The sequence below is a fragment of the Nevskia soli DSM 19509 genome (assembly GCF_000711955.1).
GTDB lineage: Bacteria > Pseudomonadota > Gammaproteobacteria > Nevskiales > Nevskiaceae > Nevskia > Nevskia soli.
Genome location: NZ_JONR01000024.1, coordinates 13,768 through 29,031, shown reverse-complemented (window position 1 = coordinate 29,031; position 15,264 = coordinate 13,768). Strand labels below are relative to the sequence as shown.

The window sequence follows — 15,264 nt, the reverse complement described above, 5'->3', positions numbered from 1 at the left end:
TCCGGTTCAGACCTGGCCAACCGCTGCTTTTCGCCCGATGAAGCGCAGCAGGTTGTCGATGGAATCCAAGTTCTCCGGAACCAGATCCGAATCAACCATCCGAACCGACAGCTTCTCTTCGAGAAACTGAATCAGTTCCATCATTCCAGTGGAATCGATGATTCCAGACCGCAGGAACGATTCGTGATCGCTGAATTCTTCGACGAAAAACGTATCGGCGATAAAACGACGCAGGATGTCTCGATGACTCATTGAAGGGATTCCTTGGACAAGACGGCGCCGGTAAACGAGGACGCCGTAGTGGTAGATGATCGGGCGGACAACCCGGCTAAAAGGTTGAGGCCAACAAACCGGGCGGGATCTCCTATGGCCAGCGTCTGGGGCGGCACATCCCTGTCCAGCACGCTGCCGGCCGCGAGGGTAGATCCTTCCCCAATAGTGACGCTGGGCCCGATCGCCGCGCCGTGCGCAATCCAGACGTTGTCCCCCAGACGGACAGCAGATGCAGGTTGCCCTGGGCCATCCGCAATACGCACCATGGATGCGATCATGCAACGCCGGCCAATGGTCAGTTCGTTCCAGACCTCGATCGAGGCACCATAGTTGAACAGGGTTTCATCGCCGATATCCAGCCGCGCGCCGCGATGAACGATGATTTGTGTAGGAATCATGCCCCCGAGGAAAGTCACTTTCCGTCCGATACACAGGGTGCCGTGATTTCTGATCTTGATGCGGCCAGTGGCGCATACGCCCCGCCCGATCGTCGCGCCACGCAGCATGCATCGTGCTCGCAGACGGCCGATCGCTCTTTGCATACGCTTCGACAGCCATAATCCGCAGCGCTGTGCAAACCCTTTTATAGAATCCTGAGTCAGCATTGCGGGATACGGAGGATGCGGGGAGGGTTTCCCGAAACGCGGGCCCCGCTAGGTACACGATGGCTGATCACCGAGCGGGCACCGATCCACGCCCCCGATTGCACCCGTGCTCCGGGCAGGATTATGGCGTGGTCGCCAATAACCACGTCATCCTCGATCAGAACCCGGGCCGGAGGTGGCCTGTGGTTACGGTCGCCACGCAGGGGGTGGAAGTTGTTGTCTATGATCTTCACGAACGGCTTAAGTACGCTTCTACAGCCTATTTGTATGCTTTCGACCGCCTCAATCGAAGTGCCGCCATAGATGCATACGTCATCTCCAAGCTCCAGCATAGCGTGATGAGCGCTGTGAAGCTCGATCGGCGCTATGCGCCCGTCAAGTCGGACATTGTTTCCTATCCTGATTGTTCCTCCGCCATGTACCCATATCGAACCCAGCACTTCCACTCCGAAGCCGATTTGATCGCAGCGCCAGGTCTTGAACCGGGTATTGATCCAGCGCAGAACCGACGCCACTGGCGCCGCAGGATTTCGCATTCCCATAAAAATGCCGACGACACCGGACATCTGCGTTCGCAGCAAGTCGCCAAGGGTTCCAGAACCTCGCATACGGCGCGCCGTCTGAGCATCGGGCCCGTTATCACGGCAATCCGGCGATTGTTGCTCTAACACGTTCATCTCACGGTGAGACAAGGACTATTCATCCAGCTTAAAAGGCGGAGCGATTTATCCATGGTCTTTTGGGGGATTTATTAGTTCGGCAGGTTTCTTTTCATGGCGCGTATTTATCACTGCGCGGGGACATCAAGTCTGTTTGCTGCCGTACAATCCGTGCTGCCCTGCTGAGCGGTCGCGGATGGGAAAAGATTTACTACTCGGAGGCAGGCTCCGGAACCCCATTGGGTCCGTCCTGCCTGCCCCGTACCGCTACTGGAGTGCGCATCGAAAGAATATGCGGCGACGATCAGCCCGGCTGACAAGCCTCCGATTCCACGATTGGATGGGGCCGGCGGTGAATAGCATCGGGCAACAGCACCTGAAACTCATGCTTGATAATCTCGTAGCATTCACAGGCAGTCTGCTCCAGGGCATTTCTATCAGTCACTTCGACCTCGCCGCCTCGGCAATTGACAATTCGATGGGCCTGCAGGAAGCGCATCGCAGCGCCAAGATCCGCGGGCTTCACTTCCAGGATGCGGGCAACGAGGTCCATAGTCAGTTCGGAGGAATGGACGCCAAGACGTTCCAGGCAGGAGAGAATGCAGGTGGCTGTTCGAGCACGGAGATCGTGCGCGTGTCTGCAGATTCCAGACTGCGCACTTTGGAAAAACAACCCTTGCGTGTACCTCAACAGCAGCCGCTCGAACGTCAAGGATTGTCGAACCTCCCGCTTGAAGGCCCCGCCTTTTAATCTAAGGCAGTGGCCACCGGTCAAGGCCCTAGCGGTGCTGGTCGCGAGTCGGCCGCCCATAAACATTGCAACACCAAGAAAGCCCTCGTTGCCGATCACTGCCACCTCACCGGTGTACGTTCCCTCATTATTCTGTCCAAGGGTCAAGATACAGTCGATTGGAAAGTACGCATAGCGCAACGTCTGTCTGGTCGCGTAAAGGACGGTCCCGGCCCGCAACAGCACCAAATCCGTCTGCGCCATAATGCGTGTCCTGTCCCGCTCGGGCAATGCGGCCAACAGCCGGTTGTACGAATGATTGAGCATTGATTCCCTGACGGCCGATTCTGGAGGTTTGGACGTTGTGGGCCCCGCCTATCTCAGAATAGGCTCGGATGGATCGTCCAAACTGTCTTCCAACGTACAAAAGTCCTGCGCCGAAAGCCGCACGGCCGACCATCCGGTATACAGGCTTGCGTAGGTGTAGGCTTAGCCGATGGAGATTCGTAATCGACGCGTCGACTACAGGGTGCGCTACCCTGACAGGCTTCGCCCTACGCTGGAATGGGAAGGTGCCGCGCTTTCGGTATTCGACCTATCGGAAGGCGGCATTCGATTCAGTCGCGGGGACGATTTGCCGTTGCATACCGGAGACCATCTTGAAGCTCGCATCCGCCTCCCGCACGGCGTCGTCGCGCCATTGGCCGGTTTTGTCTTGCGTACTTCGGACATCGATGTTGCGGTACGTCTGGAACATGGGGTTAGTTTTCAGACAATTCTGGCTCAACGCGACCTGGTCAGCGTGGACAGTGGCTGATTTGTTTTTGCGAGCTCCGACTGTCGCAAAGCTGGCTTCATCCACCGCGGCGCTGGAGTGAACGCATTCCATCCCTGATGTTATTGAAGGCCTCCTGCTCGATCTGCCGCACCCGTTCCCTTGAAATGCCGTGGCGCTGGGCAAATTCGTGCAGCTTGGGCCGCGGCCCCGGTGTCAGCCACCGCCCCACCAATATGTCGCGCGTACGAGGCGCCAAGTGGTCTAGGAACTGGTGCATGGCTTCAAACTGGTGCTCGAGTTCCTCGGAGGCTTCCACGGCTATACTATCCCCGGATGGCAACTGGCTCTGCTGATGATGGCTGGAGCGCCTCCATTCTTGGCCATCCAGGGAGAAATCCGTGCCGGCCAACCATATTTGAAGGCGCCGGAGCACCTCAGGCCTGGTGCGCAAAGATGCGGCGAGTTTTCTCAACTCGGCACCTGTCAATTCAAGCCCTCCCTCGCGTAATGTCTCCGGTAGTCGAAAAAATAACTCCTGTTCGGTACGGGTCAGTTCAGAAGGAATCATGTGCCATAGGCGCACGATGCAGTCCCGTATTGCGGCCGTAATAAGGGGAGTGGCCAGATGGACAAGGCGGGAACCGGTGGTTGGTTGAAATCGGTGGATAGCCTTGATCAACCCCATGTTTCCTTCTTGAATCAAGTCATCCAATGACTGCCGGTATCCCAGGTAGCTACGCGCAATCGGTACGACGAAGCGAAGATTGGATTTGATCAATAGCTTTGCTGCGGCCGAATCTTCTTCCCTGTGGATTTTTCTGCTCAGAAGGATCTCTTCGTGCGCAGTCAACATAGGCACCCGGTTGACGGCAGTGATGTATGAATCAAGACCAGCGCTCACGTTCCCCGGTTGAGTATTTGCTTCAACAGGCTTGTACTCGCTTCTGCTGGTGGCGCGCCATGCCGATGTACCCTGCACCATGAGGCGGGAAACCACTGGCATCAGTAGCCCCGAATCCTTTGCCAGCCGCCATTGGCTTCCTCATAAATGCGTGCCTGAAACCCTTCGCCGCATTGTCCCGTCCGGTCTTCAGCTGGCAAGCGATCGATGCCGGGTGGTCTGTCCAGCAGGTGCAACAACGTCCCAATGGGTAATACGTTCACTTGACTGTCCAATATTGTGATGAGAGATGCTCGAGAGCGGATGCTGATGCCGCGTGGGCAACGCAAGTTCAACATTGGGATTTCGGACAATCAGTGCGGCGCCATACAATCCGAGTCAGGATGCAAGACAGTTGATGGACGGAAGACCCGCTCCCCCAACCAGCCACAGCTTATGACCCTGCACCGACTATCTGGACAAAGAGAATTCTCACGAAAGCCTTATACCCTGAGCAGCGCTGTGCCGGGGTCAGCGTGCATTGGTGCCACGCAGTACCACCCAAAAGGTCAGTAACAGTATCTTGATGTCGAACAACAAGGACCAGTTTTCAACGTACTGGATATCCAGCTCGACCCGGCGGCGCAACTGCTCACGGGTATCCGTGGCGCCACGGGAGCCATTGACCTGTGCCCAGCCGGTCATACCCGGCTTGACCCGATGCCGATGCGGGTATTCATCTGTAATTTCGTGTCCGAGGCGATCCTCGGTTCGCATGTTAACCGCGTGAGGGCGAGGTCCCACCAGGGACATCTCACCGCGCAGCACATTGAAGAGTTGCGGCAACTCGTCGAGGCTCGTTTTGCGCAGAAGGCGCCCGACCGGCGTGATTCGCATGTCATCCACGCTGGTTTGCTTTAGCGGGCCTTGCTCCGCGTCCGCACTCCAGCGCATGGTGCGAAATTTGAATATATCGAATACGTCGTTGTTCGCCCCATGCCTCGGTTGGCGGAATAGTATTGGACCCGCGCCTTCCAGCCTGATGGCCAATGCGATCAACCCCATGATCGGCAGTAGCAGAAGCAGCAACAAGCCACCAAGCAGCACATCTTCCACCGACTTGATGATGGCCGCCCAATGTCGGATTGGACGATCCGCCAGCAAGGTGACCGGCAGGCCATCCGCAACGTAGTCGATCATACGATAAGGCAGAAGAAGCCCGACATTTTCCGGGCACAGCCCCACCGGAACGGACAAAGCCTTGAGTGTATGAATCATGGACAGCAGGCGATTCTCCGCGGTACACGGCATCGTCAGTAATACCCAATCGATCTTGCGGGTCTTTCCAATATCGAGCAGATCCTGGAGCGTACCTACCGGACGGTTGAGGGCGGCCGGTTGGCGTGTTTCATGTGTGGCTGGATCCGCCATGCGATCATCGAATATCCCCACTATTTCCATGCTATCCGGCCTAGCGTGAAGCAGTTGCTGGATCAGGCGATCGGCCACTGGACCAGCTCCGACAATGGCGACGCTTTCGCACAGCACTCCAATGCGCTCCAGCACGCGTAGCTCTCTGACCAACAGCATCCTGAGGACCGTGACCAGGACGAGGCCTATGGCAAGCCAGGTTACGGCCAATCCGCGTGGCACGTCGACCAAGGAATGAGTGAGAAACCCTAGCGTCAATGCTGCGCCGGAGAACTTGATAAAGCGCATCACGGTATTGCCAGCGAGATTCCACAGGCTGATGTGGCCGGTCGCATCGCGCAGTTTGCGATCGTACAGGAGTACAGGCGCCAGCAAGGCGAGAATGATTATTCGGGTTTTATGGATGCTCCAAATATCGGCTGACAATCCATCGCCGGTTACTGTGCAGTAGATGAGTGTTCCCAAGTATCCGGAAAGAATCAAACAGGCGAAATCCGCCAAGGGTAACAAGTCGAAAGCCAGGGTAACCGTATCGCGGCTGATCTTTCTTTTTGAATGAGCCCGCAACTGCATCTGCCACGGGTTCACAACATCTTCTGTGTTCATCATCCTCTTTTTTCCGTCCATCAATGTCAAAATTGCGAAAAATCGCTATTTCTCATCACCAACCGTTCCAGAAAGGCAGCCAAAAACCACCGAAGGCAAAAACTAGTTACTCAACAAACACTACGCATTGGTCTCAACGTTTTCTGTATGACGCCCAACAGTGTTATCGACGAAATCGAGCGTCTATACAAAGTGACTCTGCGTTTTCACAGAGCGAAACTGTGCGCCATCCAACAGAAATGGTTCCTGCTCCTTGCTGTAATTACTCTAGGCTTGTTGTGGCAGGTATACCTTCGCGATAGCGATAAGCCGTCTATTGATTCCAAGGTGGGAAAGAAGGTCAACACGTGATACTAGACGCATCCAATTTTCCGGATGGGCACCAGCTGTCCGCGCATATCTGCATTGTGGGCGCCGGCGCGGCCGGGATTTCTCTGGCGCTGGCGCTGGAAGATGCGGGACTCGACGTATTACTTCTCGAGTCAGGGGGCCTCAAGGCAGAGCACGAAACGCAGGATCTATACCAGGGCACTGTGTCAGACGAGCATCTGCATAGCCTCCCAGACCGTTATCGCCAGCGTCGTTTCGGTGGCTCAACAACAATCTGGGGCGGACGTTGTGTCCCATTCGACCCTATCGATTTCGAAGCTCGTCCCTGGATACCTCACAGTGGTTGGCCGATAGCATACGGCGATCTGCTTCCCTACTATGGCAAAGCCAACGAATTGTGCGAGGCCGGCTCATTCGCCTATACCGTAGGCAAGGCGTTTGAAGCCGAACCCAGGGCCATGATCGTCGGATTCAAAAGCCCTCACTTCAGCACCGACACGCTGGAACGCTTCAGTTGCCCCACCGATTTTGGCCGCCGCTACGGCGCATATCTGCGCGCTTCCACTAGAGTCACCGTGCTGCTGCATGCCAATGTTACGGCGCTTAGCTTAAACAATGCAGGCTCGGCACTTAATGGAGCGACAGTCAGCACGCTGAATGGAAGGACCATGACGGTTCGAGCCGACCAGTTCGTGCTCGCCGCTGGCGGGCTTGAAGTGGCCAGGCTATTGCTATCCAATCGTGATGTACATAGCAACGGCATTGGCAACAATAGTGATTTAGTTGGACGTTATTACATGTGTCACATGGCCGGAACTATTGGAGCGATCAAGCTGAATCAGCCCAATAAGGTCCATCATGGCTACGATGTCGACATGAACGGCGTGTATTGCCGCCGGCGCTTCGCGCTTTCCTCCGCCACACAGCGTCAGCACCGAATCGGAAATTTCGTGGCACGCTTGCATCATCCGCGTATTACCGATCCTGCACACAGGACTGGTTTGCTTTCCCTGCTCTATCTGGCAAAGGGCATTATTCCATACGAATACGGCAAGCGCCTACACGGAGAGGAACACCTGTCGGCGCAGGCGATACTGCTACACCTGCGCAATGTCATCTGCGATCCATTCGGAACAGCTTTGTTTCTGATCCACTGGTTGCGTTACCGCACTCTGGCGAAGCGGAAGTTTCCGTCGATCATCATCAAGCCACGAGCAGGACTTTACAGCTTGGATTTTCACGCAGAGCAGGAGCCTAATCCGAATAGCCGGGTGCGACTCGGAACTCTGCGCGATGCCCTTGGCATCCAACAACTGGACATCGACTGGCGTTACACCGAGGGGGACGTCCTCACTGTGAAGCGCGCCCTGGCCTTGCTTTCGGATGACCTGCGCTGCAGCGAGGTTGGTTCTTTTGAGTACGATATAGACTCAGTCGAGCTTGAAATGACCCGCTACGGTGCATATGGCGGTCATCACCTCGGCACCGCACGTATGGGATCCGATCCGCGCAACAGCGTGGTGGATTCCAATTGCCGAATGCACGGCATAGACAACCTGTTCATCGCCAGTTCCGCGGTATTCCCCACATCGAGTCAGGCAAATCCGACCCTGACTATCGTGGCGTTGGCATTGCGGCTAGCCGATCACCTTAAAGCTGTCGCCAACCGCCGTCAGTACGTCTCGGCTGCGAACCCCGAACGAGCGCCGCGAAATGAAAAGGCAAGCCCTGTGCCAGAATCGATCACGTGATCAAGAAAAGAATTCTGATTCTAGGGGCAAGTGGGTATGTAGGCCGGCAGCTGGTGAAAGCGCTCGCCACATCTGAATGGGCAATGCCCCTTGTGACCCATCACTACCATACACCGCCCTCTGGATGCGAAAGCGTCGGCAAAGTCGATGCCACCGACTCAGCGCAGCTTTTCGAAGCGATGCGCGGCGTGGATGCTGTGGTCAACGCTGTCGCCGGGACCTCCAATGTAATACGGGCCAATGCGCGGGCCCTGTATGAAGCAGCGGCACGTCAGCCACAGCCGCCGCGTGTTGTCTATCTGAGTTCGATGGCGGTATATGGCGCGGCATCCGGCGTGGTGGATGAATCCAGTTCGCTCACCCAGAACGCCGGAGGATACGCGGGGGCAAAGGTCGAAGCCGAACGAATAGCCCGTGGATATCCTCGAGCGGTAATTTTGCGGCCCGGCTGCATATACGGCCGCGGCAGCAGGCAATGGAGCGAACGTATCGCGCGTTGGCTGCTTGCCGGGCGGATCGGTGACCTCGGAAGCCGCGGAGCGGGATTCTGCAATTTGGTTCACATTGACGATCTGGTAGCTGCATTGCTCAATGCATTGCGCCAACCCGACATTGAAGGCGAGTGCTTCAATATTGTAATGCCAGGCTCACTAACTTGGAATGAATACTTCCTGTGGCTCGCGCAATTTCACAATGCGCTACCGGTGCGCAGGATTTCTGAAAAAAGGTTGCTGTTTGAGGGCTCGGTACTGGCACCCGCGTTGAAGGCGGCGCAATTGGTCGCGCGTTTGTTAGGGGCCGATAGCGCGGCGGTGCCGGAACCTATGCCGCCTTCGCTGCTGCGTCTTTTCAGCCAGAACATTCGCCTGGATGGGCGCAAATCGGAGGACCGGTTGGGCCTGCATTTCACGCCGCTGATGACGGGCCTGCGCACCTTGAAGTAATATTCCGGATGACGGCGCTTTTTACAAGCTCCGGAGATGGTGAATCGCCCCAAGACGACCATCATTTTTTCGATGTGCCACGCCAGCTGGCACGGCACGGATTCACAAGTCAGCCGGAAGGGATGCTTAGTGGCTGGACGTCAACGTATCGCCATGCAAAACGCTACTGGGATCACGGCTCCGTCGAAGCACAAATTCAATGCCAACCTGTGACTCGTTGAAGCTGTCGAGCACAATGTTCGAGTTACGGTCTTGCGCTTGACCGAAGGCACGGATAGACAACCACGGCCGCGCGTCATAGTTTATCGTGATTCCTGCAGTCTGATAGTGATCCCTGCGGCTGGGAAACGACGATCCGGGCGCCGATGTTCCACGGTAGCCGGTCTCGATCCAGGAGTAATCCGGGCTTACGGATATCGTCGAGCTTGGTTGCCAGCGCAGTGCGATGGTCGCTCCGGTTTCAACGACTGACGTCGCTCCGGCGACATAACTGTTGATGCGGCGAAATATCTGAATATCGCCGGAGGTCTTACCGGTAAAACTGCGTTTATAGGCAAGGGTTCCGGCAAGTCCAGATACGTCCCCTCCCTGTTCGATCTGGCTCTTGCGTTGAGAATAGCCTACTTTTGCATCGAAATCAGACAAGCCGCTAATAGCATATGTCGAAGTGAGTTCTGCGGTTACCTGCCGGAATCGCCCTTCATCGGGTACGCCCCGATAGTCACCTTCGAGATACTCCGTGTACAGGCCGACTCCAAGCTTGCCCCGCCCAACGTACTGTATTTGCATGTTGCCGGAATGCTCGCCTAGCGCGAACAACGGAAATCCAGGCAGCGGAGAGTCCAGCCCATGCAGTTTGAAGCCGCCGTCGAGGCGCCATTCATCGCTAGCTTTTACATCAAGACGCGCCAACAATGTACGTTCAGTCTCCATCTCAAGCTGGGTCGTTGTGCGATCGGCAAACGACGCCATGCGCCGTTCCTGGCGATAGTTGACGCTTCCGCCAAAGGCATCATTGACTACCCAATTGGATCCTCCGGAGAGAGTGTATTCGTCATGATCGAGTTGGTCGAAATGCAGGTAGTTGAAACGACGACCTTCCGCGAATCCGTACACTTCCTGTCGATTCCATAAAAAGGATGCATCCGCGCCTGCGGCGTATCGGAATACCGTATCCGATCGGCTAGGATCTCCATTCTGCAATACCGCTTGATCCCCGCTGGACAGGGCAAAGACGTTGGAGTCGTACAAGGTCCGGCCGGACACATAGGGCATCAGATTGATCTCGGCCAGCGCCGGGACACTGCAGATAAATGCGATAAATGCAATGCCAAAGCCCAGTCCGCCGGATCGACAACGAGACCGGGTCGAAGTGCACCAGCTTTGACGTGGTGCCTTGAGGAGCAGCGGCTTATGGTCCTTCTGGACCGTCTCGTAATGTGTCACCACCGCTTTAAAGGCCCTGCCCGGAATAGATGCGAATTCTCATATGGGATTGAATCGGGCTCTGTTGGTTAGCAGACACAAATCCCGCGCACGACCCCGTGGGGACATCATGTATTCGACTGCAAGCCCCATCCTCGGCTTTCCATATATGTGTCAGCGCATTTTGTATCCAGACGTACAGAAAACTCATGAATGCACGCCCAACATTGTGCCGACATTTTCTGGTCCCCTGACGAAAATGAGTAGCCCCCTGGGGACGCATGAGAGCATGAGGATTTGAAGATGAACCCTGCACCGCCGCCTGTTTGTCAACTGGATGATTTCGACCTCCCTGGATTCACCCGCCTGGCGGCTGAATTCGGTAATCAACAATATGGCTTCGTGGTCACGCCGAATGTCGATCATCTGCTTCGGCTAAAAGAGGATAGCGCCTTCCGCACACTCTATGCCGATGCTGGCTTCGTACTGCTCGACAGTCGTTTTCTCGCCAACATCCTGCGATTCACGCGTGGCCTTCGCTTTCCAGTATGTTGCGGCAGCGACCTTACCTCCAGCCTGTTCGCCAACGTGATCCAACCGGATGACCATATCATCTTGATTGGGGGCAGCCCTGAGCAGGCACTGCAAATCAGAGACCATTACCATCTGCAGCATCTGAGTCACTTTAATCCGCCAATGGGTTTCATCCGAGATCCGCTATTGATCGAGGCTTGCCTGCGTTTCGTCGAGGACAATAGCCCTTTTCGCTTCTGTTTTCTGGCAGTGGGATCGCCCCAACAGGAATATGTAGCCCGCCAGTTGAAGACTCGCAACATCGCACGTGGTCTCGCTTTGTGCGTCGGCGCGTCCATCGACTTCCTGACCGGGATCGAAAAACGCGCACCCCGTTGGATGCAGCAACTCGGCATCGAGTGGGCCTACCGTCTGCTACAGGCCCCTCGCCGAATGGCGAGCCGATATCTGGTGCGAGGGGTGCGTGCATTCACCTTTCTGATCAGGACGCCAATTGAACTCCGCGTCAATTGGCGCAGCATAGATACCTCCACAATCATCGGTGCTTTCCAGGACATATTCCGGAGAAAAGGTCTGCAAGTCGGGCAGCCAATTGATCTGGATCAATTGCGCGAGGACTGGGAGAAAACGGGTCTAAGAATTAGCGATTTCTCACAGGGCTTGAGTGCCTTGCGCTCGGAACGGAGCATCGGCGCCCGGGAACCCGGACGCGCCGATATCCTTTTGCGGCCGGCTCAGATGATGACTGGGAGCCGCTTGGGCGACGGGGTCACACATCTGCTGGAACAAGCACGCAAGCGCCGCCGCGCCGGTGGCTCCATGATTGAACGCCGCCAGGTGGGACTATCAGCACGTTAAAACCATCCAAAAACACCGCCAAAAACCATACACGGCACACGGGGCCATCTCGCCCTCCTCTGCCTCGCCAAGTATGACACTTGAGCCACTCCGGCTCGGCTATCCCTGCAGAGGTACCGCCTTACGATGGAGAAAGCGTCGGAGCCATGCGGGATTGTTGGATAGCGAACAGATTCGATTGTAGGCCCTATTCAAAATTTCAACCGCTACCTGGAAACAAGATCGGACCCATGCCGATCCGGGTTAGCTTGGAAATCACGCGGAATGATCAAACAATTTGAGAAATCACGAATGCCGGCCGTTTGGTTCCTTACCGTCGGACTGATGCTGGCTGGTATTTCCTGCCAGGCGTCCGCAGCGCCTTCTCCTGCCACAGAGCCTGAGGTGACCGGACCAGAATCCGCCTCGGCCGTCGGCGGCGATACCAATGCCACGTTCAAGCTGGGTGTCGGTGATGCAGTGAGCATTCAGGTTTACGGCCGACCTGAATTCAGCACCATCACCTATGTTTCTCCAGATGGCACGATATCCGTACCCCTCGCCGGAAGCGTTAAAGCGGCGGGTCTGCCGCCCGCCGAAGCGGCACAGCGCGTCGCGGCAGCCCTGCGCGGCGGTAACTTCCTGGTGGATCCGCAAGTGACCGTATTCCTCGTCCAATATCGCAGCCAGCAGGTGTCCGTACTTGGCGAAGTCCGCTCACCATCCAGGTTCCCTATTGAATCGAAGACAACCATCCTCGATCTGCTTGCCCAAGCCGGCGGCATCACTGAAGGCGGCGCGGACACCATCTATCTGCTGCGGCCCGACAAGGACGGCCGCATCCAGCACATCCCCATTGATATCAAGAGATTGACCAGCTCCGCCAGTTCACTACCTGCTGTAACGGTAAGAGGGGGAGACGCGGTCTTTGTACCGCGCGCCGCGCAATTCTATATCTACGGTGAAGTTCAGTCACCGAACATGTATCGGCTCGAGCCTGGGATGACGGTAGTACAGGCCATCGCACGCAGCGGCGGCATTACCCCTCGGGGCAGCGACGGACGAATCGAAATCCGCAGACGCACGGGTGAAGGATCTTACGTGACCCTGAAGCCGGAACTGACCGATCCAGTCGAGGCCAATGACGTGCTGCGCGTGAAGGAGCGAATATTCTAATGGCTGGAACCCAACTTTCCGTGCGCGACACCAATCGAGCGCTTCCGTTCGCCGTGGTTCCGCAACAATATGCCCACCCCGGTCTGTCGGCATCACAGATCGGCGCAATCATCTGGGCGCATAGAAAACTGACATTAGCCATAGCACTGTGCGTGTTTTCGATCTCCTTTGTCGTGGTCAGGTTGCTGCCACGCAGCTACGAAGCCACAGCGTCCCTGCTCATCAATTATGAAGTGAATGACCCTTTGGCCGGCAAGGATTTTCCAGTCGGCCTCCTGGGCAGCTACATCGCTACGCAAATCGAGTTGATGCAAAGCCCCGTGGTGCTGATGAAGGTAGTAGAGCGGCTTCACCTGACAGATCTCAAACCCTACATCTCAGGCTATAAAGGCGACGGCACCACCCTGAGCGAATGGGCCGAAAAAGTTCTGGCCAAGAATCTCACGGTTGAGCAAGGACATTTCGGCAGCCAGCTCATCTACGTTACCTATGCAGCAGACAATCCGGCAGAAGCTGCGCAGGTGGCCAACGCAGTCGCCGATGTCTATACCGAAGAGCAGCACCTGCGCCAAACCGGCCCGGCGAGTGATCGCGCAAGACGATATACCGCGCTGCTGGATGATCTCAAGGCCAAGGTCGACAGGGCACAGGAACAGGTCACGGCGTTCAGGCAGAGAACCGGTTTGCTCGATTCCGACTCCAGGATCGATATCGATATGGAGCTGCTTTCGACCCTGCAGCAACGCCAGGTCGAAGCCCAGAACGCACGCCGCACCGCCGAAGCGGCTGGCGCGCAAAATGGGGCGCTGGCCGACAAGGTGCTGTCATCCAGCCTGATCCAGTCCCTGAAGACGCAGCTCGCCGACCAGGAGTCACGCATGGCGGAAAGTCGTGCAATTCTTGGATCAAGGCATCCCGAGGTATTGGCATTGCAACAGCAGATGGACTCGACACGTCATTCCCTGGTAATGGAAACACAACGCTACACCAGCGGCGCGGCATCCGATCTTGCCGCTGCCCGTCACCTTGAAGAAAAAATGAAACAAGCCGTCGACGAGCAGCACGCGAAGGTTCTCCTCACGCGTTCTCTTCACGACGAACAGGCCAAATACCTGGTGGAACTGGAGTCCGCGCAGTCGGTCTACAAGCGCGCCCTGGACGGCTACGACCAGATCATGTTCGCCTCGAACGACCACTACAGCAACGTGGATTTTGTGGGCCGCGCCACGACTCCGCTTCGGGCAAGCAAACCGAAGACCCTCAAGTTCCTGTTCTCCGCCTTGATCGGCGGACTGGGGCTGGGCTTTGGCCTTCCGGTGTTCTACGAGCTTTTGGTCAAGCGACGCATTCGCTGCCGCGACGACCTGGAACGGGATCATGGCATCCCGGTGCTTGCCGAGTTCCACGACGGGCGCCGCCTGGAAGCCGCGCCATGAGCAGCAGTACCGATAGCAGTCATCACGTGTCAGTCGATTCCGGGCTTCGCGCTGCCCTGATCCGGCGCCGCCGACTGACCAGCGATTCCCTGGCGCGGATTACGGACACCGAGCGACGGTTGGGGTTGCCCTTTTGCGACGCAGCGCTGTGCCTCGGACTAGTGTCACGGGACGACATCGAAGCGGCGCAAAATGGTGGGCACAACGCCGGTCTGGCCAAGGTGATGGCCCAGCCCGACTCACGCCTGAGCATTGTTCACGATCCCTATGCCGTCCGGAGCGAAACAGTTCGCGCTCTGCGCACCGAGCTGATCCTGCGCAGTCAGAGCAACGCTCAGGCAAACATGATCGCTATATTGAGTCCTTGTGCTGGAGAAGGCCGATCCATGCTCGCCGCCGAGCTGGCAATTTCCTTTTCGCAACTCGGCCGCGCGACCCTTTTGGTGGACGCGGACCTTCGCAGTTCACGGCAACATTCATTGTTTGCGGCAGATAATCAATGCGGGCTCGCGGATGCAATCGTCAGCGGCCAGCCACCCTGCATGCTTTCCGTGGAAGGTGTGCAGCATTTGTCCCTATTGACTTCGGGCGAGAGCCATTCAAATCCATTGGAACTGCTCTCGGACGCACGCTTCGAACTGCTGATCGAGGAATGGCGGCGGCAGTTCGCATACGTCGTGTTCGACACTGGCCCCGTGTCCCTTTATTCGGACGGCTTGGCGGTAGCCAAGTCTGCAGGACGGGTCCTCGCGCTGAGTCGTGCTGGGCATACCCCTTACAGCGACACTCGTGATTTGCTACGGCGCCTGGAAGCCACCCGCTCGCAAATTCTTGGTGCGGTGATCAACCACTTTTAATCAGCATGTTCC

Annotated in this window: 14 protein-coding genes; 8 read left to right on the top strand and 6 right to left on the bottom strand. The window is 56.7% G+C overall.

Annotated features, from left to right (window positions below):
• Positions 1-6: 6 nt before the first annotated feature.
• Together BP26_RS0113480 and BP26_RS0113475 are read right to left on the bottom strand one after the other, a co-directional pair.
• Complete coding sequence (locus BP26_RS0113480; protein WP_029921106.1) at positions 7-252, bottom strand: acyl carrier protein; 246 nt, start codon at positions 250-252, stop codon at positions 7-9.
• On the bottom strand, positions 249-779 hold the full coding sequence (locus BP26_RS0113475) for an acyltransferase (RefSeq protein WP_051748952.1): 531 nt from the start codon (positions 777-779) through the stop codon (positions 249-251). The genes BP26_RS0113480 and BP26_RS0113475 overlap by 4 nt, the downstream gene beginning before the upstream one ends.
• Before the next feature lie 227 nt (positions 780-1,006).
• Between BP26_RS0113475 and BP26_RS30615 the strand changes: the two genes are divergently transcribed.
• The gene (locus BP26_RS30615) at positions 1,007-1,546 is read left to right on the top strand and encodes a hypothetical protein (protein WP_029921104.1); all 540 of its coding nucleotides are present in this window, start codon (positions 1,007-1,009) and stop codon (positions 1,544-1,546) included.
• Between the two features lie 295 nt (positions 1,547-1,841).
• Here BP26_RS30615 and BP26_RS0113465 read toward each other — a convergent pair whose 3' ends face one another.
• Positions 1,842-2,594: a Crp/Fnr family transcriptional regulator gene (locus tag BP26_RS0113465; RefSeq protein ID WP_029921103.1), complete on the bottom strand. Its 753-nt coding sequence runs from the start codon at positions 2,592-2,594 to the stop codon at positions 1,842-1,844.
• 169 nt (positions 2,595-2,763) lie between these two features.
• On the opposite strand from BP26_RS0113465, the gene BP26_RS28615 reads away from it, so the two are divergent.
• Positions 2,764-3,084 carry a PilZ domain-containing protein gene (locus tag BP26_RS28615; RefSeq protein WP_084183070.1) on the top strand — a complete coding sequence of 107 codons (321 nt, stop codon included), beginning with the start codon at positions 2,764-2,766 and terminating at the stop codon, positions 3,082-3,084.
• A 37-nt stretch (positions 3,085-3,121) separates the two neighbouring features.
• Here BP26_RS28615 and BP26_RS0113455 read toward each other — a convergent pair whose 3' ends face one another.
• Together BP26_RS0113455 and BP26_RS0113450 are read right to left on the bottom strand one after the other, a co-directional pair.
• Positions 3,122-4,048 (bottom strand): sigma-70 family RNA polymerase sigma factor, encoded by a 927-nt coding sequence (locus tag BP26_RS0113455; RefSeq protein WP_084183069.1) that lies wholly within the window; start codon positions 4,046-4,048, stop codon positions 3,122-3,124.
• 408 nt (positions 4,049-4,456) lie between these two features.
• Complete coding sequence (locus BP26_RS0113450) at positions 4,457-5,965, bottom strand: exopolysaccharide biosynthesis polyprenyl glycosylphosphotransferase (protein ID WP_169740705.1); 1,509 nt, start codon at positions 5,963-5,965, stop codon at positions 4,457-4,459.
• 344 nt (positions 5,966-6,309) lie between these two features.
• Between BP26_RS0113450 and BP26_RS0113440 the strand changes: the two genes are divergently transcribed.
• Positions 6,310-8,043 carry an FAD-dependent oxidoreductase gene (locus BP26_RS0113440; RefSeq protein WP_084183068.1) on the top strand — a complete coding sequence of 578 codons (1,734 nt, stop codon included), beginning with the start codon at positions 6,310-6,312 and terminating at the stop codon, positions 8,041-8,043.
• Positions 8,040-8,987, top strand: coding sequence for an NAD-dependent epimerase/dehydratase family protein (locus BP26_RS28610; RefSeq protein ID WP_211254916.1), 948 nt, complete (start codon positions 8,040-8,042; stop codon positions 8,985-8,987). Before BP26_RS0113440 ends, BP26_RS28610 begins: the two co-directional genes overlap by 4 nt.
• Before the next feature lie 126 nt (positions 8,988-9,113).
• Here BP26_RS28610 and BP26_RS29520 read toward each other — a convergent pair whose 3' ends face one another.
• The gene (locus BP26_RS29520) at positions 9,114-10,433 is read right to left on the bottom strand and encodes a porin family protein (protein WP_157572519.1); all 1,320 of its coding nucleotides are present in this window, start codon (positions 10,431-10,433) and stop codon (positions 9,114-9,116) included.
• A 282-nt stretch (positions 10,434-10,715) separates the two neighbouring features.
• Between BP26_RS29520 and BP26_RS28605 the strand changes: the two genes are divergently transcribed.
• From BP26_RS28605 to BP26_RS0113410, 4 genes are all read left to right on the top strand, one after another.
• Positions 10,716-11,804, top strand: coding sequence for a WecB/TagA/CpsF family glycosyltransferase (locus tag BP26_RS28605; RefSeq protein WP_084183067.1), 1,089 nt, complete (start codon positions 10,716-10,718; stop codon positions 11,802-11,804).
• Positions 11,805-12,068: 264 nt separating this feature from the next.
• Entirely contained in the window at positions 12,069-12,959 is an 891-nt protein-coding gene (locus BP26_RS0113420; RefSeq protein ID WP_051748946.1) for an SLBB domain-containing protein, read from the top strand.
• Entirely contained in the window at positions 12,959-14,395 is a 1,437-nt protein-coding gene (locus tag BP26_RS0113415; RefSeq protein WP_029921095.1) for a GumC family protein, read from the top strand. Before BP26_RS0113420 ends, BP26_RS0113415 begins: the two co-directional genes overlap by 1 nt.
• Positions 14,392-15,252, top strand: coding sequence for a CpsD/CapB family tyrosine-protein kinase (locus BP26_RS0113410; protein WP_029921094.1), 861 nt, complete (start codon positions 14,392-14,394; stop codon positions 15,250-15,252). Before BP26_RS0113415 ends, BP26_RS0113410 begins: the two co-directional genes overlap by 4 nt.
• Positions 15,253-15,264: the final 12 nt, after the last annotated feature.

Bases quoted from the DNA above. Each gene is read 5' to 3' on its own strand.
- BP26_RS0113480 (WP_029921106.1), bottom strand. From the start codon at position 252: ATGAGTCATCGAGACATCCTGCGTCGTTTTATCGCCGATACGTTTTTC.
- BP26_RS0113475 (WP_051748952.1), bottom strand. From the start codon at position 779: ATGCTGCGTGGCGCGACGATCGGGCGGGGCGTATGCGCCACTGGCCGC.
- BP26_RS0113465 (WP_029921103.1), bottom strand. From the start codon at position 2,594: ATGCTCAATCATTCGTACAACCGGCTGTTGGCCGCATTGCCCGAGCGG.
- BP26_RS28615 (WP_084183070.1), top strand. From the start codon at position 2,764: ATGGAGATTCGTAATCGACGCGTCGACTACAGGGTGCGCTACCCTGAC.
- BP26_RS0113455 (WP_084183069.1), bottom strand. From the start codon at position 4,048: ATGCCAGTGGTTTCCCGCCTCATGGTGCAGGGTACATCGGCATGGCGC.
- BP26_RS0113450 (WP_169740705.1), bottom strand. From the start codon at position 5,965: ATGATGAACACAGAAGATGTTGTGAACCCGTGGCAGATGCAGTTGCGG.
- BP26_RS28605 (WP_084183067.1), top strand. From the start codon at position 10,716: ATGAACCCTGCACCGCCGCCTGTTTGTCAACTGGATGATTTCGACCTC.
- BP26_RS0113420 (WP_051748946.1), top strand. From the start codon at position 12,069: ATGATCAAACAATTTGAGAAATCACGAATGCCGGCCGTTTGGTTCCTT.
- BP26_RS0113415 (WP_029921095.1), top strand. From the start codon at position 12,959: ATGGCTGGAACCCAACTTTCCGTGCGCGACACCAATCGAGCGCTTCCG.
- BP26_RS0113410 (WP_029921094.1), top strand. From the start codon at position 14,392: ATGAGCAGCAGTACCGATAGCAGTCATCACGTGTCAGTCGATTCCGGG.